This window comes from Streptomyces sp. CNT360, assembly GCF_000424785.1.
In genome coordinates this window covers 145144-169281 of sequence record NZ_KE384244.1, presented here as the reverse complement: position 1 = coordinate 169281, position 24138 = coordinate 145144, and the positions used below count along the sequence as shown (strand labels likewise).

The following is a 24138-nucleotide window of genomic DNA, read 5'->3' as shown; positions in this document are numbered from 1 at the left end:
CCCTACGATGGCCCGCGTGACGACCAGTGACACCGTGGGTGACGCCGACCGCGACCAGAGCGGGCCCGGCGGCCCGGAGAGCGGGAGGGCCGACGGCAGTGAACAGTCCACCGAGGCGCTCCCCGGCTGGCAGGCGCGGCTGCGCCGGTTCGGCTACGCCGCCCGGCCCCGCCCCGGTGTCTCCGACCGGCTGACCCCCGGCTTCCCCGAACCCGACGTCAAGCTGGGTGCCGTCTTCGGGCTGGCCCCCGAGCTGACCGTGCGGCTGGCGCGCTGGGCCGCCTGGGGCGGCCCGCTGCTGGTCGCCGTGGTCGCGGGAGTGCTGCGCTTCTGGCAGTTGGGCTCCCCGCACGCCGTCATATTCGACGAGACGTACTACGCCAAGGACGCCTGGTCGCTCATCCACCTCGGCTACGAGGGCACCTGGCCGGACAACGCCAACGAGCGCGTCCTCGGCCACCCCCAGCAGATCCCCCTCTCGCCGGACGGCTCCTACGTCGTCCACCCGCCCGTCGGGAAGTGGATCATCGGCCTGGGTGAGGGGGTCTTCGGACTCGACCCGTTCGGCTGGCGCTTCATGACGGCGCTGCTGGGCACCCTCTCGGTGCTCATGCTGTGCCGCATCGGGCGCCGCCTGTTCCGCTCCACCGCGCTGGGCTGCCTGGCCGGCGCTTTGATGGCCGTGGACGGGCTGCACTTCGTGATGAGCCGCACGGCGCTGCTGGACCTGGTGGTGATGTTCTGGGTGCTGGCCGCGTTCGGCTGCCTGCTCGTCGACCGCGACAAGACCCGCGCCCGGCTCGCCGCCCGGCTGCCCCGCGCCGGCACCGACGACGGCCCCGGCACCGGCGCCCGGCTTCCCGACGCCTCCGTGGGCGACCGCACCGGAGGGGGCCGGCGCCCCTGGCGGCTGCTGGCCGGACTCTGCCTGGGACTGGCCTTCGCCACCAAGTGGAACGGGCTGTACGTGCTGGCCGCGTTCGGCGTTCTGACCGTCCTGTGGGACGTGGGGGCGCGCCGCACCGCGGGTGCCTCGCGGCCCTTCCTGGCGATGCTCCGCAAGGACGCGCTGCCCGCCTTCGTCTCGCTGCCCGTGCTGGCGCTGGCCACCTACGCCGCCTCCTGGACGGGCTGGTTCGCCACCTCGGGCGGCTACTTCCGCGACTGGGCGGACAAGCAGGGCGCCGCCGGGCCCTGGGGCTGGCTGCCCGGCCCGCTGCGCAGCCTGTGGCACTACGAGAGCGAGGTCTACTCCTTCCACGTCAACCTCACCTCGCACCACACCTACCAGTCCAATCCCTGGAGTTGGCTGGTCCTCGGCCGGCCCGTCTCCTACTTCTACGAGTCCCCCAAGGCGGGTACCGACGGCTGCACCGACAAGGCCGAGGGCTGCGCCCGCGAAGTGCTCGCCCTGGGCACCCCGATGCTGTGGTGGGCCGCCTGCGCGGCGCTCGTCTACGTCCTCTACCGCTGGTTCTTCCGCCGCGACTGGCGCGCGGGCGCCATCCTGTGCGGCGTCGCGGCGGGCTACCTGCCGTGGTTCGCCTACCAGGAGCGGACCATCTTCCTCTTCTACGCGGTGGTGTTCCTGCCGTTCCTCTGCCTCGGCCTGGCCATGGCGGCCGGAGCGCTGGCCGGACCGCCGGGCACCGACGAGCGGCGGCGCGCCGCCGGGGTCGTCGCGGCCGGTGTCGTCGGGCTGCTGATCGTGTGGAACTTCGTCTACTTCTGGCCCATCTACACCGGGCAGACCATTCCGTTGGGGGAGTGGCGGCACCGGATGTGGCTCGATTCGTGGATCTAGCGTCCGACGCCGCCGGCCACCCGAGGCCGGCGACGGCGGGCGCACCGGGAGGCGGCATGCGACTGTCCGAGGCGGAGGCACGGGGCAGGCTGGCGGGTGCGCGGGTGCTCCGCCTGGCGACCGCCGACGCGGAAGGGGCGCCGCACCTGGTGCCCGCCACCTTCGTCCTGCACCAGGACACGTTGGTGACAGCTGTGGACCACAAGCCCAAGCGCCACCACGACCTGCGCCGGCTGCGCAACATCGCGCAGAACCCCCGCGTGTGCGCCCTGGTGGACGAGTACGCCGAGGACTGGACGCGGCTGTGGTGGGTGCGCGCCGACGGGAGAGCCCGGCTGCTGGACGGTGAAGCGAGCGGGAGTGCCGCACTGCTCGACCGGCTCGTGGCCAAGTACCCGCAGTACGCGCGGCGCCGTCCCGAGGGGCCGGTGGTCGCGATCACAGTGACGCGCGTGACGGGCTGGGCGTACGGGCCCTGAGGGGCGCCGTGGCGGTGCGGGCGAAAACGGTCCGTTCCTGGCCTGGAGATCACGGAAACGATCAGCGAAGATCGCGATTCGGACACAATGCCGTGATCCGGAACCGACCGCCACACCCCGTGCGTCTGCCTCAGACGGGCCGCGGGGCGCGGTGGCCGTCCAGGCGGTTCCGCTCCAGGGCCCGGAATCCCGGAACCGGTGCATCGTGCGCAGCACAGCGCCGGTTGGCGGGGCCAAACGGGCATACCGGGGCACGGGCTGTCATGAGCGTGCTCTAGGGTGCCTCGCGTAGGGACTTCGGCCGCATGGGCCAAGGCGGGGTGGAGGGGCAGAACTCGGATGCGGGACACACAGAAGATGGCCGTGATCGGCGGAGTTGCCGCCGTCGTGGTCGGGCTCACCGGCGTCGGCGTCTACGCCGTCGTCGGCGGCGAGGGGGACGGCGAGGACAAGGGGGGCACCGTCTCCTCGGCGGACGGCAAGGGGCGTGAGGTCAAGAAGGGCCCGCTCAGCGCCAAGGAAGTGCGGACCGCGGCCAAGGAGTTCCTCGGCGCCTGGTCCGGCGGCGATGCCAAGAAGGCCGCCGCCCTCACCGACGACTCCGCCGCGGCAGGCAAGGCTCTTGCCGCCTTCCGTACCAAGGCGCACGTCTCCAAGGTCGGCCTGAAGCCCGCGGCGGCCGAGGGGGAGAAGGTGCCCTTCGACGTCGCGGCGAAGATCGCCTACGGCAGCGAACGCGCCTCCTGGTCCTACGACTCGGCCCTGGAGATCGTCCGCGACTCCACCACCGGGGAGCCGGTGGTCGACTGGAAGCCGTCCGTGCTGCACCCGAAGCTCAAGGACGGGCTGAGCCTGCGCACCGACGAGAAGGGCACCCCGCCCGTCAAGGCCGTCGACCGCGACGGCAAGCCGATCGACGTGGACCAGCACCCCGCGCTGGCCGGCATCGTCACCGACCTCGGCAAGCGCTACGGCGACAAGACCGACGGCTCTCCCGGCCTCCAGGTCCGCACCGTCGACGCCAAGGGCAAGACGGGGAAGGTGCTGCGGCAACTCACCAAGCCCACCGCGGGCAAGCTCACCACGACGCTCGACACGGCGGCCCAGAGCGCCGCCGAGCAGGCGGTCAGCGGCAAGCCCAAGGCCGCGGTGGTGGCCGTCAAACCCAGCACCGGCGAGATCCTGGCCGTCGCCAACTCCCCGGCCAAGGGCTTCAATCTCGCACTGGGCGGTTCCCTGGCGCCCGGCTCCACCATGAAGGTCATCAGCGGCGCCATGCTGCTCGACAAGGGGCTCGCCTCGCCCGGCAAGCAGCACCCCTGCCCCAAGTACGTGTCCTACGGCGGCTTCAAGTTCCACAACGACGACAAGTTCGAGATCAAGAACGGCACGTTCGCGCAGAGCTTCGCCCGCTCCTGCAACACGGCCTTCATCTCCCAGGCGCCCAAGCTCAGCAACGAGGACCTGACCAACGAGGCCCGGGAGGTCTTCGGCATCGGTCTCACCTGGCAGACCGGCACGGGGACCTTCGACGGCAGCGTCCCCGTGCAGTCCGGTGCGCAGATGGGGGCCTCCCTCATCGGCCAGGGCGCGGTGCGGATGAACCCGCTCAACATGGCGTCGGTGGCCGCCACCGTGCAGAGCGGTACCTTCCGGCAGCCGGTCATCGTGCCGCGGTCCCTGGACGACCGCACGCTGGCCAAGGCGGCCCGGTCCATGAAGCCCGGGACCGGCAAGGACCTCAAGTCCCTGATGAAGCTGACCGCCACCAGCGGCACCGGTGCCGAGGCGATGTCGGGGCTCAGCGGTGACATCGGTGCCAAGACCGGTTCCGCCGAGGTCGACGGGCAGAAGCAGCCCAACGCCTGGTTCACGGCCTACTCCGGGGACGTGGCCTCCGCAGCGGTGGTGCCCGCCTCCGGGCACGGCGGCGACAACGCCGGCCCCATCGTCGCGAAGGTGCTGGCAGCCGCCGGGGGCTGACGGCAAAGGCAGGGCCGCTCCCAGGTAGCGTCCCTGCCATGACGCAGTCCGCCACAGTCAACCCCCGGTTCGCGCAGGTCCTCGCCGCCCGCGGTCTCGACCATGTCGAGGTCCGCACCTTTCCCGACGGCACCCGCACGGCGGCCGACGCCGCGGCGGCGATCGGCTGCGCGCTGAGTCAGATCGTGAAGTCCCTCGTCTTCGAGGCGGACGGCTCCCCGGTGCTGGTCCTGATGGACGGCGCCTCCCGCGTCGCTCCCGGACTGGTCCGCGAGGTCCTCGGCGGCGCCGCCGTCACACGGGCGGACGCGGCCACCGTCCGCGCCGCCACGGGGTACGCGATCGGCGGGGTGCCGCCGTTCGGGCACGTCACCGAGATGCGGGTGCTGGCCGACCGCGGCCTGCTGCGGCACAGCACGGTGTGGGCCGCGGCCGGCACCCCGCACAGCGTCTTCGCGCTCGCGCCCACGGCGCTGGTCGAGCAGGCGGGCGGCGCCCTCGTCGACGTCCGCGAAGAGGCCGCATGACCCCGGTAGTCGTCGCCGCGGTCCTGGCCGCGGCGCTCACCCACGCCACCTGGAACGCCCTCGCCCACGGCATCAAGGACCAACTCCTCGCCTTCACGTTGGTCGGCGCGGGCGGTGCGGTCTGCGGCGCCGCGCTGGCCTGCGCCGCGCCGCTGCCCGCCGCCGGCGCCTGGCCCGCGCTGCTGGTCTCCGCCGCGCTGCACGTCGTCTACCAGGGCCTGCTGATGCGCTCCTTCCGGATGGGGGAGTTCGGGCAGATGTACCCCATCGCGCGGGGGACGGCGCCCCTGGTGGTGACCGTGCTCGCGGCCGTCTTCGTGCACGAGATGCCCGGCCCCTGGCAGTTGGCCGGCGTCCTGCTGGCCTCCACCGGGCTGGTGGGGGTCGCACTGTGGGGGCTGCGCCGCCGGCCCGCCACGACGGCAGGCACCACCTCGGACAGCGGCCCGGCGGGCGGCGGTGCGGCGGACGGCCCGGGAAGCAGCGGTACGGCGGACACCGGCGGCGCGGGCGGTGGCGCGTCCGCCGCCGCGCAGTGGCCGGCGCTGACGGCCGCTGTCGGTACCGGGCTGGCCATCGCCTCCTACACCGTCGTGGACGGCGTCGGGGTCCGCGCCTCGGGCACCTCCCTCGGCTACATCGGCTGGCTGATGCTGCTGGAGGGCGTCCCCATCCCGCTGTGGGCGCTGGCCACCCACCGCGGACGGCTGCCGGGCCTGCTCCGGCCCGTCGCGGTGCGCGGCCTGCTGGGCGGCGTGCTCTCCGTACTGGCCTACGGCCTGGTGCTGTGGGCGCAGACCCGGGCGCCGCTGGCCCCGGTGGCCGCCCTGCGGGAGTCGTCCATCATCGCCGGAGCGGCCATCGGCGCCCTCTTCTTCAAGGAGCGCTTCGGCTGGCCCCGCACCGCCGCGAGCGCCCTGCTGGTCGGCGGGATAGCGCTGATGCTGCACGGTGCGTAGCCGCCGTCTGGCGCGTACTACGCTGGGAGGCTGATCCCCGACAGGAGTGAGATGGCTGTCAACCTCGTCAACCTCGAAGCCGTCGGCAAGGCGCACGGCACCCGGGCCCTCCTCGACGCCGTCTCGCTGGGCGTCAACGAGTCCGACAAGATCGGCGTCGTCGGCCGCAACGGCGACGGCAAGACCACGCTGATCCAGGTGCTGGCCCGGCAGGAGGAACCGGACGCGGGCCGGGTGACCCACGCGGGCGGGCTGCGCCTGGGCGTGCTGACCCAGCACGACTCCCTCGACCCGGAGGCGACGGTCCGGCACGAGGTCATCGGAGACATGGCCGACCACGAGTGGGCGGGCGACGCCGGGATCCGCGACGTGCTCACCGGGCTGTTCGGCGGCCTGGACCTGCCCGGCTTCCCCCAGGGCCTGGACACGGTGATCGGCCCGCTGTCCGGCGGCGAGCGCCGCCGTATCGCGCTGGCCAAGCTGCTGATCGCCGAGCAGGATCTGATCGTCCTGGACGAGCCCACCAACCACCTGGACGTGGAGGGCATCTCCTGGCTGGCCGGGCACCTGCGCGCCCGCCGCGCCGCCCTGGTCTGCGTCACGCACGACCGCTGGTTCCTGGACCAGGTGGCCACCCGCATGTGGGACGTGCAGCGCGGCGCGGTCCACGAGTACGAGGGCGGCTACTCCGACTACGTCTTCGCGCGGGCCGAGCGCGAGCGCATCGCCCAGCAGGAGGAGGCCAAGCGGCAGAACCTGGTCCGCAAGGAGCTGGCCTGGCTGCGGCGCGGCGCCCCGGCGCGCACCAGCAAGCCGCGGTTCCGGATCGAGGCGGCCAACGCGCTGATCGAGGGCGAACCCCCGCCGCGGGACAGCCAGGAGCTGATGCGGTTCGCCAACTCGCGGCTGGGCAAGACCGTCTTCGACCTGGAGGACGTGACGGTCCAGGCCGGGCCCAAGGTGCTGCTGGAGCGCCTGACCTGGCAGCTCGGACCCGGCGACCGGATCGCCCTGGTCGGCGTCAACGGGGCGGGCAAGACGTCCTTGATGCGGGCCCTGGCCGACACGGCACGCACGCACGGGGAGCGGCCCTCGCCCCTGGTGACCCGGGGGCGGATCAAGGTCGGCAAGACGGTGAAGCTGGCGTACCTCTCCCAGGAGGTCGCCGAACTCGACCCGGCGATGCGTGTGCTGGAGGCCGTGGAGGCGGTACGCAACCGCGTCGACCTCGGCAAGGGCCGCGAGATGACGGCCTCGCAGCTGTGCGAGCGGTTCGGCTTCGTCAAGGAGAAGCAGTGGACGCCGGTGGGCGACCTGTCCGGCGGTGAGCGGCGGCGGCTGCAGATCCTGCGGCTGCTGATGGACGAGCCGAACGTCCTCTTCCTGGACGAGCCGACCAACGACCTGGACATCGAGACCCTCACCCAGCTGGAGGACCTGCTGGACGGCTGGCCGGGCTCGCTGGTGGTCGTCTCGCACGACCGGTACTTCGTCGAGCGCACCACCGACCGGGTGCACGCCCTGCTGGGCGACGGAACGCTGCGGATGCTGCCGCGCGGGATCGACGAATACTTGGAGCGCCGCGCGCGCATGGAGGCGCGGGGCGCCGCCGCGGGACCGTCCGCCACGGCTCAGGGCGGCGCCGGTGCCGCCTCCGCGGCGAAGTCCGCGGCGGGGCAGGGCGGGGCCGCGGGGAAGCCTGCGGCGCTCTCCCGGGCGGCGCAGAAGGAGATGCAGCGCATCGAGCGGCAGTTGGAGAAGGCCGAGCAGCGCGCGGCGACGCTGCACGCGGAGATGGCCGAGCACGCCACCGACTTCTCGCGGGTGGCCGGCCTGGACGCCGAGCTGCGCGACATCACGGACAAGCGTGAGGAACTGGAGATGCGCTGGCTGGAACTGGCGGAGTCCGCCGGCGCGTAGCGCCCCGGTCCGCACGGCGGGGGAGCGGGCGGCGGTCCACGTACCGACTCGGTCCCGAGGTTGTTGCGACTCGGTGTCACGGCGCAAGGCGGCCGGATCCGGCACGGTGGCCGGATCCGGTGCGATGGTAGAAAGAACGTCCGCTCAGAAGTCTGCCATTGGCAGGCCATATGTCCGATTCGCTCCGCCCTACGGGGGTTTGAGGGGGGAACGGCGTCGGTCTGCCTCGTCACGAGGGATTGTTCATGTCGCAGCCTCCTCCGCCTCCTGGCCACCCGCCGTCCGGAGGCTTCGGCGCACCGCAGGAACCGCCGCAGGACCCGCAGGGGCAGCAGTCCTACGGGTACCCGCAGCAGCCGGGCCCGGGGCAGCAGTCCTACGGGTACCCCCAGCAGCCCCCGCAGCCTCCGCAGGGCCCGGGTGCGCTGTCGAAGGAGCCGCCTCCGCCTGCGGCGCCGCCCGGCTACGGCTACCCGCAGGGGGGCGGCCAGGACCACGCGGCACCCACCCAGGCCGCGTTCGGTGCCGTGCCGCCGCCACCTCCGCCTGGACCGCCTGGACCGCCGCCCGGCGGCTACGGGCAGCAGCCGCCCGGCGGTTACGGACAGCAGATGCCCGGGGGCTACGGCCAGCAGCCGCCCGGCGGTTTCCCGTACGCCCACACCACCGGCGGTGCGCCCGGCGGTGGCGGCAGGAACAACACGAAGGTCATCGCCATCGTGTCGGCCGTCGTCGTCCTCGTGCTCCTCGCCGGCGGCGGTGTCTTCTTCCTGACTCAGAACGACGGCGACGGGGACGGTGGCGGCAAGGACGGCCCCAAGCCGGCCGCCGACGGGAACGCCAACAAGCCCCCGAAGAACACCCAGGCGCAGCAGATCGTCGACATGAAGGCGCCCTCCGTCAACGACGTCACCACCGTCGCCGGGGCCTGGGCCACCGACAAGGTGTTCGCCAAGTCCTCGGTGCACGAGATGCTCGTGCAGGACCTGAAGACGAAGAAGCAGACGAAGATCCCCCTCAAGGGCAACGTCTGCGCGGCGTCCAACGAGATGACCAAGGACCACAAGGTCGCCGTCGTCGTCCAGGCGACCATCTCCCCGTCCGCCGACTGCAGCCGCATGGTCGTCGTGGACCTGGACGCGAAGAAGATCGCCTGGGACAAGACGATGCCCAACGCCGACACGCGCTCCGTCGACAACGTCGCCATCAGCGGCGACACCGTCGCCTCGGCCTGGATCGGCGGCTCGGTCGGCTACAAGATCTCCAGCAAGAAGAAGGTGTGGGAGGCCAAGCCGAGCAACTGCCGCGACAAGGGCTACCAGGGCGGCAAGTCGCTGGTCGCCGTCGTCGAGTGCGGTGACGACTACGACAAGCCGCAGGTCTCCGTGCAGAAGCTGGACCCGGACTCCGGCAAGGCCAAGTGGAAGTACGAGCCGCCCAAGGGCATCAAGGACGTCCGGGTCGCCTCCACCGATCCGCTGGTGCTGGTCACCGGCGCGGGTGACGACCTGACCAGCTACGTGCTCACCGTCGGCGAGAACAAGAAGCTCAAGGCCAAGATCTCGCTGGCCAAGCGGTACAACGAGCCCTGCGAGCTGGACGTCAACGCCTGCTACGGGATGGCGGTCGGTCCCGACACGGTCTACCTGTCCACCACCAAGCACGACGGCTCCACCGACATGTCGGAGACGAACGAGGTCATGGCGTTCGACTTCGACTCCGGCAGGCCCAAGTGGAAGTCGGACGCCGGTGAGGACCGCACCATCTTCCCGTTCAAGATGCAGGGCTCCCACGTCCTCGCGTACAAGACCCCCAGCTACGGGCACGGTGGCCAGATCGTCAGCATCGAGCCGAAGAAGGGCAAGCAGACGACGCTGTTGAAGATGCCCGCCTCGGACATCGGCCAGGGCGAGGAGGCGTTCTCCGTCGACGAGTACTCGGTCGACACCCCGATCATCTTCGAGAACAACAGGTTCTTCCTCCAGGATCACCTGATCTCCGAGCGGCGCCCCTCCGACGACGACGTCCCGCGGCTCGCGGTGGGCTACGGCCCCGTCGGCGACTGACCGGGGCACCGCCTTCCGCCAGCTCCGCCCGCACCTTCGGCCCGCCACGGTTCGCCGTGGCGGGCCGAAGTGCTTTCCAGCTCTCCCTTGGGCATTTCGCTTCGTAAGGGGAGCGGAACGGCGAGTGAGCGTGTAGCTTCCCGGAGACAGCAGGAGGGGTGCGCAGGGGGGCGGGCCTCGGCAGTGGCAGCAGTCTGTGGGGGAGCGAACTTTATGAGCGTACGGCTCATGGTGGTCGACGATCACCGCCTGCTCGCCGAGGCCCTCGCCTCGGCCCTGAAGCTGCGCGGACACCGGGTGCTGGCGGCGGCCGCGCCCAGTGGCGGCGCCGCCGAGCTGGTGATCAGCAGAACGCCCGAGGTGTGTCTGCTGGGTACGGCCACCCCCGCCGAGCCGGGGATCTTCGATCCGGTCGTGCGCATAAAGGCGGAGAAGCCGCAGATCGCGGTGGTGGTGCTCGGCCCGGTGCCGAGCCCGCGCGGGATCGCCTCGGCCTTCGCGGCGGGCGCGTCCGGCTACGTGCGGCACGACGAGCGGATCGAGGGCGTCGAACGGGCCATGATCAAGGCCCGCGCCGGCGAGGCGGCCGTCGCACCGCAACTGCTCGCCCAGTCCTTCACCGAGCTGCTCAACCCCGCCGCCGAGCCCGACGACGAGGGCACCCGGCTGTTGCAGATGCTCACCCCGCGGGAGGTGGAGGTGCTGGTGCGGGTCGCCGAGGGCGAGGACACCCGGTTGATCGCCGCGGGGATGGGGATCGCACCCAGCACCGCGCGCACCCATGTGCAGCGGGTGCTGATGAAGCTGGGGGTCGGCTCCCGGCTGGAGGCCGCCGCGCTCGCCGCCCGCACCGGGCTGCTGGAGCGGGCGGGCGGCAGCGCCGGCACCTGACCTCCGCAGCGGGCCGTCGCCGTGGAAGCGGAGTGGTGCGGCGGCAGGGGAGGGGGACGGGCGTCGTCACCGGACGCGGGCGGCCCCCCGGCCGCAGCCCCTGTGGGGGCGCGGCCGGGGGGCCGCCGGTCGTTGCAGGGAGTGCCTCAGCTCTCGGCGCCCTCACCCTCCTGGGACGGCGGGGGGATGGTCGGGCTCAGCCGGAGCCAGAGCAGGAAGGCGAGGCCGAGGACCAGCATGCCGATGCCGGTCCACAGGTTGATGTTGATGTCCTGGGCCTTCTTGAGGTCGTCGTCGGAGGCGAAGACGCCCGCGAGGGTGACGATGACCCCGTAGACCACGAACAGGCCGCCGATGATGCGCCGCACGTCGAACAGCCGCGCGGCGGTCTGGGAGCGCCGCTCCAACTCCTCGACGTCCTGCGCCGCCTGCTGGGCGGCGGACTTGTTGCTCTTGTCGCTCATAGCGCTTCAGTGTCCTTCGCGTCGGGGCTCAGAAGGAGAACGGGATGTAGCAGATGACGGCCAGGATCATGGCGCCCCAGCCCAGCAGCGCGGGCTTGCGGTACCAGGCGTCGTCGCCCTTCTCGGGCAGCTCCGGCGCGCCGGGCGAACTGGTGCCGTAGACGAGCCCCTGGAGTTCCTCCGCCGGCTTGGGCTTGGTGAACAGGGTGACGGCCACCATCACCACGGAGCCGACGACGAAGGCGACGATCGAGGAGACGAAGTTGGCGCCCTGGTCGCTGGGGATCTCGATGACCCCGTGCATGTAGAACCAGAAGTAGTTCACCATCGCCGCCACGGTGCCCGACAGCAGCCCCCAGAAGCCGGCCGCGGGCGTGGTCTTCTTCCAGAACATGCCGATGATGAAGACGACGAACAGCGGCACGTTGAAGAAGGAGAACAGCGTCTGGAGGTAGTTCATGATGTTGCTGAACGAGGAGGCGATGAACGCCGTCCCCATGCCGATCAGCACGCCGACCACGGTCACCCAGCGGGCCGTCTGCACGTAGTGCGCGTCCGGCTGGTCCTTCTTGATGTAGGCCGCGTAGATGTCGTTGGTGAAGACGGTGTTGAACGACGAGATGTTCGCCGCCATGCCCGCCATGAACGCCGCCAGCAGACCGGTCACCGCGATGCCCAGCACACCGTTGGGCAGCAGGTCCCGCATCAGCACGGGGATGGCGTCGTTGTACTGGAGGCCGTCCTTGTGCTTGCCCAGCGTCGGCTCCATGACGAGCGCGATCAGGCCGGGGATGACGACGACGGCCGGGATGAAGATCTTGGGGAAGGCCGCGATCAGCGGGGTGCGCTTGGCCGCGGAGAGGTTCTTGGCGGACAGCGCGCGCTGCACCTCGGCGAAGTTGGTCGTCCAGTAGCCGAAGCTCATCACGAAGCCGAGGCCCAGCACGATGGTCAGCCAGTTGGCGCCCAGCGGGTTGCCCTGGCCGATGCCGGTGCCGTCCCAGGCGGTCATGAAGGCGCCGCCCTTCTCACCGGAGAGGGTGTCGCTGATGCCGTCCCAGCCGCCGACCCGCTTGAGGCCCACGACGGTGAGCGGGATCAGCGCGGCCAGGATGACGAAGAACTGGAGCACCTCGGTGTAGATGGCCGAGGAGAGCCCGCCGAGCGTGATGTAGGCGAGCACGAAGAGGCCCGCGATGATCACGGTGATCCACAGCTCCCAGCCCAGCAGCGCCTTCAGCACGAGCGCGAGCGCGTACAGGTTGACGCCCGCGATCAGCACCGAGGAGACGGCGAAGATGATCGAGCTGAGCAGGTGGGAGGAGGGACCGAACCGGTGGAGCAGGAACTCCGGAACGGAGCGGACCTTCGAACCGTAGTAGAACGGCATCATCACCAGGCCGAGGAAGACCATGGCGGGGATGGCGCCGACCCAGTACCAGTGCACGGTGTACACGCCGTACTGGGCGCCGTTGGCGGCCATGCCGAGGATCTCGGTGGCACCGAGGTTGGCGGCCACGAAGGCGAGGCCGGTGATCCACGCGGGGAGCGACCGGCCGGAGAGGAAGAAGTCGAGGCTGGTCTTCACACTGCGCCGGGCGGCGAAGCCGATCCCGAGCACGACGGCGAAGTAGATGCCAAGAAGTGTGTAATCGAGTCCGTTGGTGGGGAGCCGTAGCCCTTCGGCCAGGTGCAACATGGGGTCACTCGCTTCATCGCGCGATCGGAACGATCGCGAACGTACCCATAATGTTTCAACTTTTGAAGAGACATGTTGCAGAGGTTTGTTTGATTGTGATGATTGCGGGGGTGCACCGTGACCTGCGTGTCCCAAATGTCCGTCCATCCGGACGGGTGGCGGGTGATCCTGGTGCGGGTACCGCGCGCGACGGCCCGGCGTTGAACATTCTGTTGGCTCATGGTTCCTTGTGTGCGATTATGTTTGAGGTCCAGGAACGAGGAGCCACCCGGTGAAGAAGACCTCTGGCCGCCTTGCCGACGGCCGCGAGATCGTTTACTACGACCTGCGCGACGATGCGATCCGCACCGCGGCCGACCGGCGTCCGATGCCGCCCGTTCAGGCGCACTCCGAGATCCGGCGCGACGCGCTGCTGGGCGAATGGGTCGGCGTCACCGCGCACCGCAACGCCCGCACCTACCACCCGCCGGCCGACGAGTGCCCGCTGTGCCCCTCCCGCGAGGGGCGGATGAGCGAGATCCCGGAGCCGGACTACGACGTCGCCGTCTTCGAGAACCGCTTCCCCTCCTTCCACGGGGCCCCCGGACCGGAGGAGACGGAGGACCGGGCCGGTCTCTTCCGGCACGCACCCGGTGCCGGGCGCTGCGAGGTCGTCAGCTTCACCAGCGACCACCGCGCCTCCTTCGCCGACCTCGACGAGGAACAGGCCCGCCTCGTGCTGGACGTCTGGACCGACCGCACCGCCGAACTGTCCCAGGTCCCCGGCGTCGAGCAGGTGTACTGCTTCGAGAACCGCGGCGAGGAGATCGGGGTGACCCTCTCCCACCCGCACGGGCAGATCTACGCCTACCCCTTCACCACCCCGCGCACCGCCCGCATGCTGCACTCCGTCGCCGAGTACGGTGCCGCCTCCCCGGGCGCCAACCTGTTCGACGACCTGGTCGCCGCCGAGCTCGCCTCGCAGGAGCGCGTCGTGATCGACGGTGCCCACTGGACCGCGTTCGTGCCCTACGCCGCGCACTGGCCCTACGAGGTGCACCTCTACCCCAAGCCCCGGGTGCCCGACCTGCTGGCGCTGCCGGAGGAGGCCCGCGCCGAGTTCCCCGGCATCTACCTGGAGCTGCTGCGCCGCTTCGACCGCATCTTCGGCGAGAACGAGCCGCGCACCCCCTACATCGCCGCCTGGCACCAGGCACCGTTCCCCGGCGGTACCGGCGGGGAGCCGCTCCGTGCGGCCCGCGAGGAGTTCGCTCTCCATCTGGAGCTTTTCACCATCCGCCGGGCTCCCGGCAAACTGAAGTTCCTCGCTGGTTCCGAGTCCGGCATGAACGTGTTCATCAACGACGTGCCGCCGGAGGCAGCGGCGAAACGACTGCGGGAGGTGGCTTCTCGATGAAGTACTTGGTGACCGGCGGCGCCGGCTACGTGGGCAGCGTGGTGGCGGCGCACCTGCTGGAGGCGGGCCACACCGTCACGGTGCTCGACGACCTGGACACCGGCTTCCCCCAGGGCGTACCGCAGGGTGCCCGGTTCGTCGACGGCCGTCTCCAGGACGCCGCGAGCGTGCTGGACGCCTCCTACGACGGCGTGCTGCACTTCGCGGCGCACTCCAAGGTGGGCGAGTCCGTCGAGCAGCCCGAGAAGTACTGGCGCAACAACGTCGGCGGCACCATCGACCTGCTGGCCGCCATGCGTGCGGCGGGTGTGCGCACCCTCGTCTTCTCCTCCACCGCCGCCGTCTACGGCGAGCCCGAGCACACCCCCATCACCGAGACCGACCCGGCCGCGCCCACCAGCCCCTACGGCGCCTCCAAGCTCGCCGTCGACCACATGATCACCGGCGAGTGCCGGGCGCACGGGCTGGCCGCCGCCTCGCTGCGCTACTTCAACGTCGCCGGCGCCTACTTCGCCGCCGACGGGACCGCCTTCGGGGAGCGCCACGACCCCGAGTCGCACCTGATCCCGCTGGTGCTCCAGGTCGCCCGGGGCACGCGCGAGTCCATCTCCGTCTACGGCGACGACTACCCCACCCCCGACGGCACCTGCGTGCGCGACTACATCCACGTCGCCGACCTGGCCAGGGCGCACCTGCTGGCGCTGGAGCAGGCCACCCCGGGCGAGCACCTGATCTGCAACCTGGGCAACGGCAACGGCTTCTCCGTCCGCGAGGTCGTCGAAACGGTCCGCAAGGTCACCGGACGCCAGGTCGCCGAGACTGTCGCCCCGCGCCGGGACGGCGACCCCGCCGTGCTCGTCGCCTCCGCCGAGCGGGCCCGCACCGCACTGGGCTGGACGCCGGAACGCAGCGGGCTGGCCGAGATCGTCGAGGACGCCTGGCGCTTCGCGCAGCACACGGCGGGAGGAGAACAGGCATGAGCCAGGACGCACAGGCTGCGGCGCGCCCCGGCACGGGCCCGACCGCGGGGCGGGAGGCGGGCCGCGCCGCGCACCAGGGCTTCGTCGAGGTCTACGGGTACGAGCCGGAAGGGGTGTGGGCGGCGCCCGGGCGGGTCAACCTGATCGGCGAGCACACCGACTACAACGACGGCTTCGTGATGCCGCTGGCCCTCCCGCACACCGTGCGCCTGGCCGCGGCCCGCCGCGACGACGGCACCCTGCGGCTGCACTCCGGTGACGTCCCCGGGGCCGCCTACCGGATACCGCTCGACGCGCTCGTGCCCGGCACGGACGGCGGCTGGGCGGCCTACCCGTGCGGCGTCGCCTGGGCGATGCGCGAGGCGCGGCTGCCCGTCGGTGGCGCCGACATCCACCTCACCAGCACCGTGCCCACCGGCGCGGGGCTCTCCTCCTCGGCGGCCCTGGAGGTCGCCACCGCACTGGCCCTGGACGAGCTGTACGGCCTGGACCTTTCGCGGGAGGAGCTGGCCAGGCTGTCCCAGCGGGCAGAGAACGACTTCGTCGGCATGCCCTGCGGGATCATGGACCAGATGGCCTCCGCCTGCTGCACCGCAGGCCACGTCCTGCACCTGGACACCCGCGACCTCACCCAGCGCCAGGTCCCCTTCGACCTGGCCGCCGAGGGCCTGCGCATGCTGGTCGTCGACACCCGCGTCAAGCACACCCTGGCCGACGGCGCCTACGCCGGACGCCGCCGGGCCTGCGAGGCGGGCGCCGCGGCGCTGGGGGTGACCGCGCTGCGCGAGGTCGCCTACGAGGATCTGGACGCCGCCCTCGCCCGGCTGGACACCCGCCTGGACGATCCCGAGGTCCGCGACTGCGTACGGCACGTCGTCACGGAGAACCGGCGTGTGGAGGAGACCATCGCGCTGCTCGACGCGGGCGACGTCCGGGCGGTCGGCGCCGTGCTGAGCGCGGGGCACGCCTCCCTGCGGGACGACTTCCGCGTCTCGTGCGCCGAGTTGGACCTGGTCGCCGACACGGCGCTGGCCACCGGCGCGCTCGGCGCCCGGATGACCGGCGGCGGCTTCGGCGGCTCGGCCGTCGTGCTGGCCCAGGAGGCCGACACCGAGAAGATCGGGGCGGCCGTCACCTCGGCCTTCGAGGCCGCGGGCCACCTGGCGCCGCACCTGTTCGAGGCCGTACCGAGCGCGGGTGCCCGCCGCGCCTGAGGGTGCGGGCGGTCCCGCGCTGCCCGGGGCCGGCCCGGCCCGCGGGTTCGGCGACCGGGCCGCGTACGGGTGGCCGCGTGGACATGGGGGCAAGCGCCCCCGGCGAGCGCTGCGCGCGCTCCCGCCGTGCTCCGGTGAGCGTCCCCGCGGTCCACAAGATGCCCGCGACTTTTGTCATTTGCCTTCCGTTGTCACAGCCCGGCCGTACTCTGAGTCGTATGTACAGCGCCGGTGGGGGCCGGCAGCTGATCAGGGGGCGAGAGCGCCGGGTACGACGCCCGGGGGCGGGGTAGACAGACGAACACGGCGGCGGCCGTGTCGATCAGCGTTCTCCCGCGACGGGCGCCGTTCCCGCACTGCCAGGGGGTGCCATGCAACGTATTCGCGTGCTGGTCGTCGACGACCACCGGATCTTCGCCGAGTCCTTGGCGGCCGCGCTCGCGGCCGAACAGGACGTCGAAGTCGGTGCGGCGGGCAGCGGGACGGCAGCGCTGCGCCATCTGGAGCGGGCCGCGGCGGAGGGCCGCCGCTTCGACGTGCTGCTGGTCGACGCGGACCTGGGCGCCCCGATGAACGGCTCGGCACCCGCCTCGGGCGGCACCGTGGCACACCTGCCGGTTCCCCAGGCGGTACGGATGAACAGCGAGATGAACGGGGGGAGGGCCGCCCCCCTCTCCCCGGCAGGCCCCGCCGGACGGCCGCCGGGCGCGCCCGAGGAGCCGACGGACGCCGCCCCTGCCCCCTCGGGCGGATTACCGCTGGTGGCGCGCGTCCGTGCGGACTACCCGACGGTGCGCACGGTGGTCCTCGCCGAGCGCGACGACCCCCGGCACGCCGCCGCCGCGCTCCAGGCGGGCGCGGGCGGCTGGGTCGCCAAGGACTGCTCCCTCTCCCGGCTGCTCCAGGTCATCCGCGGCGTCCTCAAGGACGAGACGCACCTGCCGCCCGCTCTCCTCACGGGCGTCCTCAAGGAGTTGACCGCCACCCGCCGGCACCGCACCGAGAGCGAACGCCTGGTCGAGTCCCTCACGCCGCGGGAGCGCGAGGTGCTCCGCTGCATGGTGGCCGGGCTGGGCCGCAAAGCCGTCGCGGAGCGGCTGTATCTGTCGCCGCACACGGTCCGCACCCACATGCAGAACGTTCTGGGCAAGCTCGGCGTCCACTCGACGCTGGCCGCGGTGGCCCTCGCCCGGCGGGCCGGCGTCGGCCCCGTCGAGCTGGAGCCCGCGGTGGCGCGCTGAGCCGGATCCGGCGCCCCGCGGCCGTGACCGGGCCGGACGCCCGTATCCGCCGCATAAGCTGTCGTCCTCGACAAAACGGACCCGACGGCTGGGAAGAGGGCGACGATGCGGCAGATGACCGAGAGCCAGTGGCGTGACTTCGTGCTGACCGGGACCCGCACCGGCAAGCTGGCGACCACCCGCAAGGACGGCCGCCCGCACGTGACGCCGGTGTGGTTCCTGCTCGACGACGAGGGGCGGCTGGTCTTCACCACCGCGGACGGCTCCCTCAAGTCCAAGGCCCTGCACCGCGAGCCCCGCTTCGCGCTGTGCGTGGACGACCAGGCGCCGCCCTTCAGCTATGTGATGCTCGAATGCGCCGCCGAGGAGTTCGTCGAGGACCTCGATGTGCTGCGCGACTGGGCCACCCGCATCAGCGGCCGGTACATGGGTGCGGAGCAGGCCGAGACCTTCGGCAGCCGCAACGCCGTGCCGGGCGAGCACCTGGTCCGTGCCCGGGTGGAGCGGGCGGTCGCCTACGCGGACATCGCCGACTAGACGGCCCGCCCGCACACTCCTGCACGCCTGCGCCCCGGAACGCGCCTGCACGACCGAGGGCGCGCACGTGCGGGAACCGGGCCTCACGGGACGTCACACCGAGTTCTTGAAGACGCTCCAGCCGCCGTCCACCACCAGCGACGCGCCGGTCACGAACGAGGCGTCGTCGGACAGCAGGAAGGCGACGGCGGCGGCGACCTCGTCGGGGCGCCCGTGGCGGCCGATCACCGTCTCGCGCGCCGCCTGCCGCCGGTCCTCCTCGTCGACCCCGTCCCAGGCGGGCGTCATGACCGGGCCCGGCAGCACACTGTTGACCCGGACAGCGGGGCCCAGGTCCGTGGCGAGCTGCCGGGCGAGCCCCGTCAGCCCCGCCTTGCTCGCGGCGTACGCGGGGCGCCCGTGCAGCCCCACCAGGGCGTGCACCGAGGACATCAGCACGAGGGAGCCGCCCCGCTCCCGCAGGTCGTCCAGGCAGGCGCGTACTCCCAGGAACGCGCCTGTCAGGTTGGTCTGGAGCTGCCCCTCCCAGTCGGCGAGGGAGATCTCGTCGACGGCGCCGTGCCGCGCCATCGCCGCGTTGCTGACGAGGCCGTCCACCGGGCCGAAGCCCTCGCGCGCGGTCGCCACGGCGCGCTCCCAGGCGGGTTCGTCGGTCACGTCCCCCAGGACGAAGGCGGCGCGACCGCCGGACGAGGTGATCTCACGGGCGGTGCGGTGTGCTCCGGCCTCCTCCCGGTCGAGGAGGACGACGGCCGCGCCCTCGTCCGCCAACCGGTGCGCCGTCGCGGCCCCGATCCCCGACCCGCCGCCGGAGATGACGACCGTACGTGATGCGAACCGTGCGCCCATGGTCATGCGCGTGATCGTACGGGCCACCGGGGCGGGCCGGTAGAGCACCGGCGCGGCGCCCGCTCCGGTGCTGTGCGCCGGGATGGGCCCGACGATTTCGGGCGGAGGGCTCGATTCCGGGCCCGGTCTCAGATCGGGATGTTGTCGAACGGTGCCGTCAGACCGCGCAGCAGGGAGGCCAGTTCGCCGCGCTGCCCGGGGGAGAGCTGGGCGAGGATGGCGCGTTCCTGGTGGAGGAGGCCGGCCAGGGCGCTGTCCGCGCGGTCCTGCCCCTCGCCGGTGAGCCGGACCAGGACGCCGCGCCGGTCGCTGGGATCGGGCAGCCGCTCGACCAGTCCCTTCTTGGCGAGGCGGTCGATGCGGTTCGTCATCGTGCCGGAGGTGACGAGCGTCTGGGTGAGAAGTTGCCCGGGGGAGAGCTGATAGGGCGTGCCCGCGCGGCGCAGGGCGGTCAGGACGTCGAACTCCCACGGTTCCAGGCCGTGCTCGGCGAACGCGATCCGGCGGGCGCGGTCCAGATGCCGGGCCAGTCTGCTGACCCGGCTGAGCACCTCCAGCGGTTCGACGTCGAGGTCAGGGCGCTCCCGGCGCCAGGCTGCCACCAAACGGTCGACCTCGTCCTCCATGGGGATCAGTGTAAAGGTTCTGTCGACGTGAAGTCTCTTGACGTCAAGAGAGCCCCGGTGCAGGCTGCTGCCCATGTGGGATCCGAAGCAGTATCTCCGTCATGCCGGATACCGTCTACGCCCCTTGCACGACCTCCTCGCACGCGTCCCCGACACCCTCCCAGGGCACCCGCACCCGAGAATCGCCGACCTGGGCTGCGGCCCCGGCGGCCCCAGCGAGATCCTCGCCGCACGCTGGCCCGGGGCCTGCATCACCGGATACGACAGCTCACCGGAGATGCTGAAGGAGGCCGCCGCCCACACCCGCCCCGGCCGCCTGGAGTTCGTCCACGCCGACCTCGGCGACTGGCGCCCCGACCCCGGCGAACACTTCGGACTGCTCTTGTCCAACGCCGCCCTCCAATGGGTGCCGGGCCACCAGCACGCCTTCCCCGGCTGGATCGCCGCCCTCCCGTCCGGCGGTGTCCTCGCCTGTCAGCTGCCGGGCAACTTCCAGGCCCCCAGCCACACCCTGCTCGACGGCCTGTGCGCCTCGCAGCGCTGGCGGCCCCGCCTCGGTACCGTGCGCCGCCCCGACGGCACCCTGACCCCGGCCGAGTACGCCGACATCCTCGCCCCGCTGGGCCCCGACGGCTGCGACGTCGACGCCTGGGAGACCACCTACCTGCACCGCCTCACCGGCCCCGATCCCGTCCTCGACTGGGCCAAGGGCACCACCCTGCGCCCCGTCCTCGACCGCCTCCAGGACGACCCCGCCACCCGGGACGCCTTCCTCACCGAGTACGCCGCCGCCCTGCGCGCCGCTTACCCGCCCGGCCCCGACGGCACGACAGCGGTGCCCTTCCGCCGCGTGTTCGTCGTGGCGGTCAAACGGTGAGCCCTGCCGGGCGTGCGAGGGGCGTCGGCGGGGCTCCGGCGCGGGGCTGAGAGGGAGTTACGGCCGTCGTGCAGCGTTCTGGCGGGCCTTCCGCCACTCGGGGGCGAGGACCGACCAGACCTCCATGTCGGCCCGCTCGCCGCGGTGGAGGAAGCTCTCCCGGAAGGTGCCCTCCTTCGTCATGCCCAGGCGCCGGGCCACCGCGATGCTGGGGGCGTTGTGCGAGGAGGCGATCCACTCCACGCGGTGGAAGCCGCGCTCCTCGATGACCCAGTCGATGACGACCCGCGCCGCCCTGGTGACCAGCCCCCTGCCGACGGCGGCCGGCTCCAGCCAGCAGCCCGCCTCGGCGGTCCGCTGGGCGGCGTTCATGGTGGGGAAGAGCACCCCGCCGACCAGCGTGCCGCCCCGGCCCGGAGAGTCCGGCGGCACGTCGGTCCAGATTCCGTGGATCCGCCCCGTGTCGGACGCCGCCTTCTCCGCGTACGACTGGAGGCAGGCCCGGCTCGACTCCAGGTCCGTGGCCCGGTCGGGGAAGCCGATGTGCTGCCCGATGAACTCCCGGCCGCGTTCCATGTGCGCCAGGAACTCCCCGGCCTGCCACGGCTCCAGCGGCCGCAGCTCCGCGCCGTCGTCACCCAGGGATACCGCGAACATCTCCACCCTCCCTCTCGTGCGCGGCCGACGGCCGCACGGATCGCCGCGTACGCCCTCCGCGGGGTGGATCGCCGCGGACGCGCGGGCACGCGCAGCCGGCACGGATCCTCGCACAGGCGCTGCCGCACGGTGACGCCTTTTTCAGCGGGGACGGGCCCCGGGAGGGTGCGGGGCGGGGACGATGCCGCGTGCGATGCCGTCCAGCACGATCTGCAAACCGAGCGCGAAGTCTCCTCGGTGAGCCGGAACGAGCGGTGTGCCCGCCCTGGGTGAGGGCGGGCCTGGTCGCCTCGTTCTGCGGAGTCAGCGGGATGCCGGGGGAGACGGCGGTCAGGGCGGCGGCGCCCAGGGATGAGGACTCCGCTCGTGCGTCCCGCTGCGCCGGTCTGCTGCACGCCGGGACGCTGCCGGCGCTGGGTGCCGACTGGCCCCTCGCGCGCTTCGACGCCCGTGAGGTGCTGGCGGCGGACTGGTTGCGCCGCCCGCCGCACGAGCCGGACCGTGCCCGGTCCGCCCCGAGCAGGTGCTCTCCTCGGCGGAGGCCCTGGATGCCATGACGGTGGCGCCCGCGCCGGTGGCGGGTGAGGCGGGGCGGGCGGGCCGCGTCGGCCACCGCGCGGACCTCACCGCCTTCGCCGCCGACCCGCTGACCGCCCCCGCGAACGAGCTTGCGAACCTGCCCGTGCGGATGACGACGGTGGACGGGCGGGTGGTCTACGAGGCGGAGCGAGCCCGCCGGGGCGTATCCGACCGCGGATCCCGGCGGCGGGCGGCCGGTGCCCGGCGACGGGCGGCCGGTTCCCGACGGCGGGCAGCCGGAGCGGAAAGCGGCCCAGCGGTCACGAGCGCCGGTGGCCTATCAGCCGCGGCTTCTGCTCCAGCCCGTCCAGCCCGTGCCAGGCGAGGTTGACCAGGTGGGCGGCGACCTCGGACTTCTTCGGCTTGCGGACGTTGAGCCACCACTGCCCGGTCAGCGCGACCATGCCGACGAGGGCCTGCGCGTACAGCGGGGAGAGTTTCGCGTCGAAACCCCGGGACTTGAACTCGCGCCCCAGGATGTCCTCGACCTGGGTGGCGATGTCGGAGATCAGGGAGGCGAAGGTGCCGGTGGACTGGGGGAGGGGCGAGTCCCGCACCAGGATGCGGAAGCCGTCCGTGAAGTGGTCGATGTAGTCGAGCAGGGCGAAGGCTGCCTGCTCCAGCAGTTCGCGCGGGTGGCCGCCGGTCAGGGCCCCGGTCACCATGTCCAGCAGCCGGCGCATCTCGCGGTCCACGACGACGGCGTAGAGGCCCTCCTTGCCGCCGAAGTGCTCGTAGACGACCGGTTTGGAGACGCCCGCCTTGTGGGCGATCTCCTCCACCGAGGTGCCCTCGAAGCCGCGTTCGGCGAAGAGGGTGCGGCCGATGTCGAGAAGCTGTTCGCGGCGCTCCTTGCCCGTCATCCGGCGGCGGGCCCGCTTGGGAGGCTTGCCGCCCTTGCCGCCGTTCGGGCTGCCGGGGGCGGGCGCGGGGGCCGCGCCCCCGAACCGCTGGGAGGGGTCGCTGAGCGGCTGCGGCGGCGGCGTCTCGTCGGTCGGCAACAGTGGGCCTTCCCTGTCGTGTGGCTGCGAGGGGTCCCAGGGGCGGGCCGCCTGGGGACCCGGGGCGGGGCCCCGGGTCTCACCACAGCATCATGCCGCCCCGGCCACTTCGTCCTCGCGCCGGGAGGCGGACCCGTCCCGGTCGGCGGAGCCGTCCGCAGCGGCGGCCCCGCGGCGGTCCGGACCGTCCGCGTTGCGCTTGGTGGCCAGCCGCTCCCGCTTCGGCCAGCGCACGTCGTACGCCCACCCGGCCTTCTCGGCCCAGCGGATGAGACGGGCGCTGGAGTCGAGCTGCCCCTTCTCGACGCCGTGCCGGGCGCAGGTGGGGTCCGCGTGGTGCAGGTTGTGCCAGGACTCGCCGCAGGAGAGGATCGCCAGCCACCACACGTTGCCCGAGCGGTCCCGGGACTTGAAGGGGCGCTTGCCCACCGCGTGGCAGATGGAGTTGATCGACCAGGTGACGTGGTGCAGCAGCGCCACCCGCACCAGCGAGCCCCAGAAGAAGGCGGTCAACGCCCCCTGCCAGGACCAGGTGGCCAGGCCGCCCACCAGCGGCGGTGCGAGCAGCGAGACGGTCGTCCACAGGACGAACTGGCGGGAGATGCGGCGCAGCGCAGGATCCTTGATCAGGTCGGGCGCGTACTTGTGCTGCGGCGTCTGCTCCTCGTCGAACATCCACGCCATGTGGGCCCACCACAGGCCCTTCATCAGGGCCGGAACGGTCTCCCCGTAGCGCCAGGGGGAGTGCGGGTCGCCCTCGGCGTCGGAGAACTTGTGGTGCTTGCGGTGGTCGGCGACCCAGCGCACCAGCGGACCCTCGACGGCGAGGGAGCCCATGATCGCCAGCGCGATGCGCAGCGGCCGCTTGGCCTTGAAGGAGCCGTGGGTGAAGTACCGGTGGAACCCGATCGTGATGCCGTGGCAGCCGATGAAGTACATCGCGACCAGCAGTCCCAGGTCCAGCCAGCTCACCCCCCACCCCCACAGCAGCGGCACGGCGGCCACCAGCGCGACGAACGGAACGATGATGAACGCGAGCAGCGCGAGCTGCTCGACCGAGCGGCGCTTCTCGCCACCCAGCGTCGCGGACGCGGACGAGCCGGCGGCACCGGCGCTGCGGGCACCGGTGGTGTCGTCGCCCGCGGCCGTGCCGGTGGTGGGGGCAGCCTTCGGCGAACTGTCGAGCACGTCGGGGCTAGTCGTCATAGATGTCCCTCATTGGGCCTCGGCTTGGCTACGGTTCCGTAACCTACGGCGTCGTAAGTATGGCAGCCGTAGGACACGGGACAAGAGGGGTGCGCACCGGGACCAGGTCGCGCCGCGCGCCCACCCCTCGGACAGAAGTGCTGTACCACGCTGAGGCCGACCTATCCTTGTGCCGTCGGACAG

22 protein-coding genes are annotated in these 24138 nt (G+C 72.2%); 15 read left to right on the top strand and 7 right to left on the bottom strand.

Annotated features, from left to right (window positions below; genetic code table 11):
• The first annotated feature begins 7 nt into the window (after positions 1 to 7).
• The 8 genes from H297_RS0128420 to H297_RS0128385 all read left to right on the top strand — a co-directional run bounded on the left by H297_RS0128420 (position 8) and on the right by H297_RS0128385 (position 10629).
• Entirely contained in the window at positions 8 to 1804 is a 1797-nt protein-coding gene (locus H297_RS0128420) for a phospholipid carrier-dependent glycosyltransferase (protein WP_027739818.1), read from the top strand.
• Positions 1805 to 1860: 56 nt separating this feature from the next.
• On the top strand, positions 1861 to 2283 hold the full coding sequence (locus H297_RS0128415) for a TIGR03668 family PPOX class F420-dependent oxidoreductase (RefSeq protein ID WP_027739817.1): 423 nt from the start codon (positions 1861 to 1863) through the stop codon (positions 2281 to 2283).
• 339 nt (positions 2284 to 2622) lie between these two features.
• Positions 2623 to 4266: a penicillin-binding transpeptidase domain-containing protein gene (locus H297_RS0128410; RefSeq protein WP_027739816.1), complete on the top strand. Its 1644-nt coding sequence runs from the start codon at positions 2623 to 2625 to the stop codon at positions 4264 to 4266.
• Positions 4267 to 4304: 38 nt separating this feature from the next.
• Entirely contained in the window at positions 4305 to 4793 is a 489-nt protein-coding gene (locus H297_RS0128405; RefSeq protein WP_027739815.1) for a YbaK/EbsC family protein, read from the top strand.
• Positions 4790 to 5752: a DMT family transporter gene (locus H297_RS0128400; RefSeq protein WP_027739814.1), complete on the top strand. Its 963-nt coding sequence runs from the start codon at positions 4790 to 4792 to the stop codon at positions 5750 to 5752. The genes H297_RS0128405 and H297_RS0128400 overlap by 4 nt, the downstream gene beginning before the upstream one ends.
• A gap of 51 nt (positions 5753 to 5803) precedes the next feature.
• Complete coding sequence (locus tag H297_RS0128395) at positions 5804 to 7672, top strand: ABC-F family ATP-binding cassette domain-containing protein (RefSeq protein ID WP_027739813.1); 1869 nt, start codon at positions 5804 to 5806, stop codon at positions 7670 to 7672.
• A 245-nt stretch (positions 7673 to 7917) separates the two neighbouring features.
• Positions 7918 to 9738, top strand: coding sequence for an outer membrane protein assembly factor BamB family protein (locus H297_RS0128390; RefSeq protein ID WP_027739812.1), 1821 nt, complete (start codon positions 7918 to 7920; stop codon positions 9736 to 9738).
• Positions 9739 to 9951: 213 nt separating this feature from the next.
• Positions 9952 to 10629: a LuxR C-terminal-related transcriptional regulator gene (locus tag H297_RS0128385; protein ID WP_027739811.1), complete on the top strand. Its 678-nt coding sequence runs from the start codon at positions 9952 to 9954 to the stop codon at positions 10627 to 10629.
• A gap of 146 nt (positions 10630 to 10775) precedes the next feature.
• Here the strand turns inward: H297_RS0128385 and H297_RS0128380 are convergent, their stop codons facing one another.
• Positions 10776 to 11093 carry a hypothetical protein gene (locus H297_RS0128380; protein ID WP_027739810.1) on the bottom strand — a complete coding sequence of 106 codons (318 nt, stop codon included), beginning with the start codon at positions 11091 to 11093 and terminating at the stop codon, positions 10776 to 10778.
• 28 nt (positions 11094 to 11121) lie between these two features.
• On the bottom strand, positions 11122 to 12792 hold the full coding sequence (locus H297_RS0128375; protein ID WP_027739809.1) for a sodium:solute symporter family protein: 1671 nt from the start codon (positions 12790 to 12792) through the stop codon (positions 11122 to 11124).
• A 271-nt stretch (positions 12793 to 13063) separates the two neighbouring features.
• Here H297_RS0128375 and galT point away from each other — a divergent pair, with 271 nt between their 5' ends.
• From galT to H297_RS0128350, 5 genes are all read left to right on the top strand, one after another.
• Complete coding sequence (galT, locus tag H297_RS0128370; RefSeq protein WP_027739808.1) at positions 13064 to 14188, top strand: galactose-1-phosphate uridylyltransferase; 1125 nt, start codon at positions 13064 to 13066, stop codon at positions 14186 to 14188.
• Complete coding sequence (gene galE / locus H297_RS0128365) at positions 14185 to 15168, top strand: UDP-glucose 4-epimerase GalE (RefSeq protein WP_037795648.1); 984 nt, start codon at positions 14185 to 14187, stop codon at positions 15166 to 15168. Before galT ends, galE begins: the two co-directional genes overlap by 4 nt.
• Positions 15165 to 16382 (top strand): galactokinase, encoded by a 1218-nt coding sequence (galK, locus tag H297_RS38875; RefSeq protein WP_078514735.1) that lies wholly within the window; start codon positions 15165 to 15167, stop codon positions 16380 to 16382. The genes galE and galK overlap by 4 nt, the downstream gene beginning before the upstream one ends.
• A gap of 371 nt (positions 16383 to 16753) precedes the next feature.
• On the top strand, positions 16754 to 17623 hold the full coding sequence (locus H297_RS0128355; RefSeq protein WP_027739806.1) for a response regulator transcription factor: 870 nt from the start codon (positions 16754 to 16756) through the stop codon (positions 17621 to 17623).
• Between the two features lie 105 nt (positions 17624 to 17728).
• Positions 17729 to 18160: a PPOX class F420-dependent oxidoreductase gene (locus H297_RS0128350; protein ID WP_027739805.1), complete on the top strand. Its 432-nt coding sequence runs from the start codon at positions 17729 to 17731 to the stop codon at positions 18158 to 18160.
• A 93-nt stretch (positions 18161 to 18253) separates the two neighbouring features.
• Here H297_RS0128350 and H297_RS0128345 read toward each other — a convergent pair whose 3' ends face one another.
• Both H297_RS0128345 and H297_RS0128340 read right to left on the bottom strand, forming a co-directional pair.
• Positions 18254 to 19015, bottom strand: a complete 762-nt coding sequence (locus tag H297_RS0128345) for an SDR family oxidoreductase (RefSeq protein WP_027739804.1) — start codon at positions 19013 to 19015, stop codon at positions 18254 to 18256.
• Positions 19016 to 19137: 122 nt separating this feature from the next.
• Positions 19138 to 19635 (bottom strand): MarR family transcriptional regulator, encoded by a 498-nt coding sequence (locus tag H297_RS0128340; RefSeq protein ID WP_027739803.1) that lies wholly within the window; start codon positions 19633 to 19635, stop codon positions 19138 to 19140.
• 73 nt (positions 19636 to 19708) lie between these two features.
• Between H297_RS0128340 and H297_RS0128335 the strand changes: the two genes are divergently transcribed.
• The gene (locus H297_RS0128335) at positions 19709 to 20512 is read left to right on the top strand and encodes a methyltransferase domain-containing protein (RefSeq protein WP_037795647.1); all 804 of its coding nucleotides are present in this window, start codon (positions 19709 to 19711) and stop codon (positions 20510 to 20512) included.
• Between the two features lie 57 nt (positions 20513 to 20569).
• On the opposite strand, the gene H297_RS0128330 is transcribed toward H297_RS0128335, so the two are convergent.
• Entirely contained in the window at positions 20570 to 21169 is a 600-nt protein-coding gene (locus H297_RS0128330; protein ID WP_027739801.1) for a GNAT family N-acetyltransferase, read from the bottom strand.
• 553 nt (positions 21170 to 21722) lie between these two features.
• Between H297_RS0128330 and H297_RS42185 the strand changes: the two genes are divergently transcribed.
• Positions 21723 to 22079, top strand: a complete 357-nt coding sequence (locus tag H297_RS42185; RefSeq protein ID WP_078514733.1) for an amidohydrolase family protein — start codon at positions 21723 to 21725, stop codon at positions 22077 to 22079.
• Here the strand turns inward: H297_RS42185 and H297_RS0128320 are convergent.
• Together H297_RS0128320 and H297_RS0128315 are read right to left on the bottom strand one after the other, a co-directional pair.
• A complete protein-coding gene (locus H297_RS0128320) occupies positions 22009 to 22749 on the bottom strand; it encodes a TetR/AcrR family transcriptional regulator (protein WP_027739799.1) in 741 nt (246 codons plus the stop codon). The two genes, H297_RS42185 and H297_RS0128320, sit on opposite strands and share 71 nt — an antisense overlap.
• 90 nt (positions 22750 to 22839) lie before the next feature.
• On the bottom strand, positions 22840 to 23955 hold the full coding sequence (locus H297_RS0128315; protein ID WP_027739798.1) for a fatty acid desaturase: 1116 nt from the start codon (positions 23953 to 23955) through the stop codon (positions 22840 to 22842).
• Between the last annotated feature and the right edge of the window lie 183 nt (positions 23956 to 24138).

Coding starts and splice junctions, on each gene's coding strand:
- H297_RS0128420 (WP_027739818.1), top strand. CDS start 8: ATGGCCCGCGTGACGACCAGTGACACCGTGGGTGACGCCGACCGCGAC.
- H297_RS0128415 (WP_027739817.1), top strand. CDS start 1,861: ATGCGACTGTCCGAGGCGGAGGCACGGGGCAGGCTGGCGGGTGCGCGG.
- H297_RS0128410 (WP_027739816.1), top strand. CDS start 2,623: ATGCGGGACACACAGAAGATGGCCGTGATCGGCGGAGTTGCCGCCGTC.
- H297_RS0128405 (WP_027739815.1), top strand. CDS start 4,305: ATGACGCAGTCCGCCACAGTCAACCCCCGGTTCGCGCAGGTCCTCGCC.
- H297_RS0128400 (WP_027739814.1), top strand. CDS start 4,790: ATGACCCCGGTAGTCGTCGCCGCGGTCCTGGCCGCGGCGCTCACCCAC.
- H297_RS0128395 (WP_027739813.1), top strand. CDS start 5,804: ATGGCTGTCAACCTCGTCAACCTCGAAGCCGTCGGCAAGGCGCACGGC.
- H297_RS0128390 (WP_027739812.1), top strand. CDS start 7,918: ATGTCGCAGCCTCCTCCGCCTCCTGGCCACCCGCCGTCCGGAGGCTTC.
- H297_RS0128385 (WP_027739811.1), top strand. CDS start 9,952: ATGAGCGTACGGCTCATGGTGGTCGACGATCACCGCCTGCTCGCCGAG.
- H297_RS0128380 (WP_027739810.1), bottom strand. CDS start 11,093: ATGAGCGACAAGAGCAACAAGTCCGCCGCCCAGCAGGCGGCGCAGGAC.
- H297_RS0128375 (WP_027739809.1), bottom strand. CDS start 12,792: ATGTTGCACCTGGCCGAAGGGCTACGGCTCCCCACCAACGGACTCGAT.
- galE (WP_037795648.1), top strand. CDS start 14,185: ATGAAGTACTTGGTGACCGGCGGCGCCGGCTACGTGGGCAGCGTGGTG.
- galK (WP_078514735.1), top strand. CDS start 15,165: ATGAGCCAGGACGCACAGGCTGCGGCGCGCCCCGGCACGGGCCCGACC.
- H297_RS0128355 (WP_027739806.1), top strand. CDS start 16,754: ATGCAACGTATTCGCGTGCTGGTCGTCGACGACCACCGGATCTTCGCC.
- H297_RS0128350 (WP_027739805.1), top strand. CDS start 17,729: ATGCGGCAGATGACCGAGAGCCAGTGGCGTGACTTCGTGCTGACCGGG.
- H297_RS0128345 (WP_027739804.1), bottom strand. CDS start 19,015: ATGACCATGGGCGCACGGTTCGCATCACGTACGGTCGTCATCTCCGGC.
- H297_RS0128340 (WP_027739803.1), bottom strand. CDS start 19,635: ATGGAGGACGAGGTCGACCGTTTGGTGGCAGCCTGGCGCCGGGAGCGC.
- H297_RS0128335 (WP_037795647.1), top strand. CDS start 19,709: ATGTGGGATCCGAAGCAGTATCTCCGTCATGCCGGATACCGTCTACGC.
- H297_RS0128330 (WP_027739801.1), bottom strand. CDS start 21,169: ATGTTCGCGGTATCCCTGGGTGACGACGGCGCGGAGCTGCGGCCGCTG.
- H297_RS42185 (WP_078514733.1), top strand. CDS start 21,723: ATGACGGTGGCGCCCGCGCCGGTGGCGGGTGAGGCGGGGCGGGCGGGC.
- H297_RS0128315 (WP_027739798.1), bottom strand. CDS start 23,955: ATGACGACTAGCCCCGACGTGCTCGACAGTTCGCCGAAGGCTGCCCCC.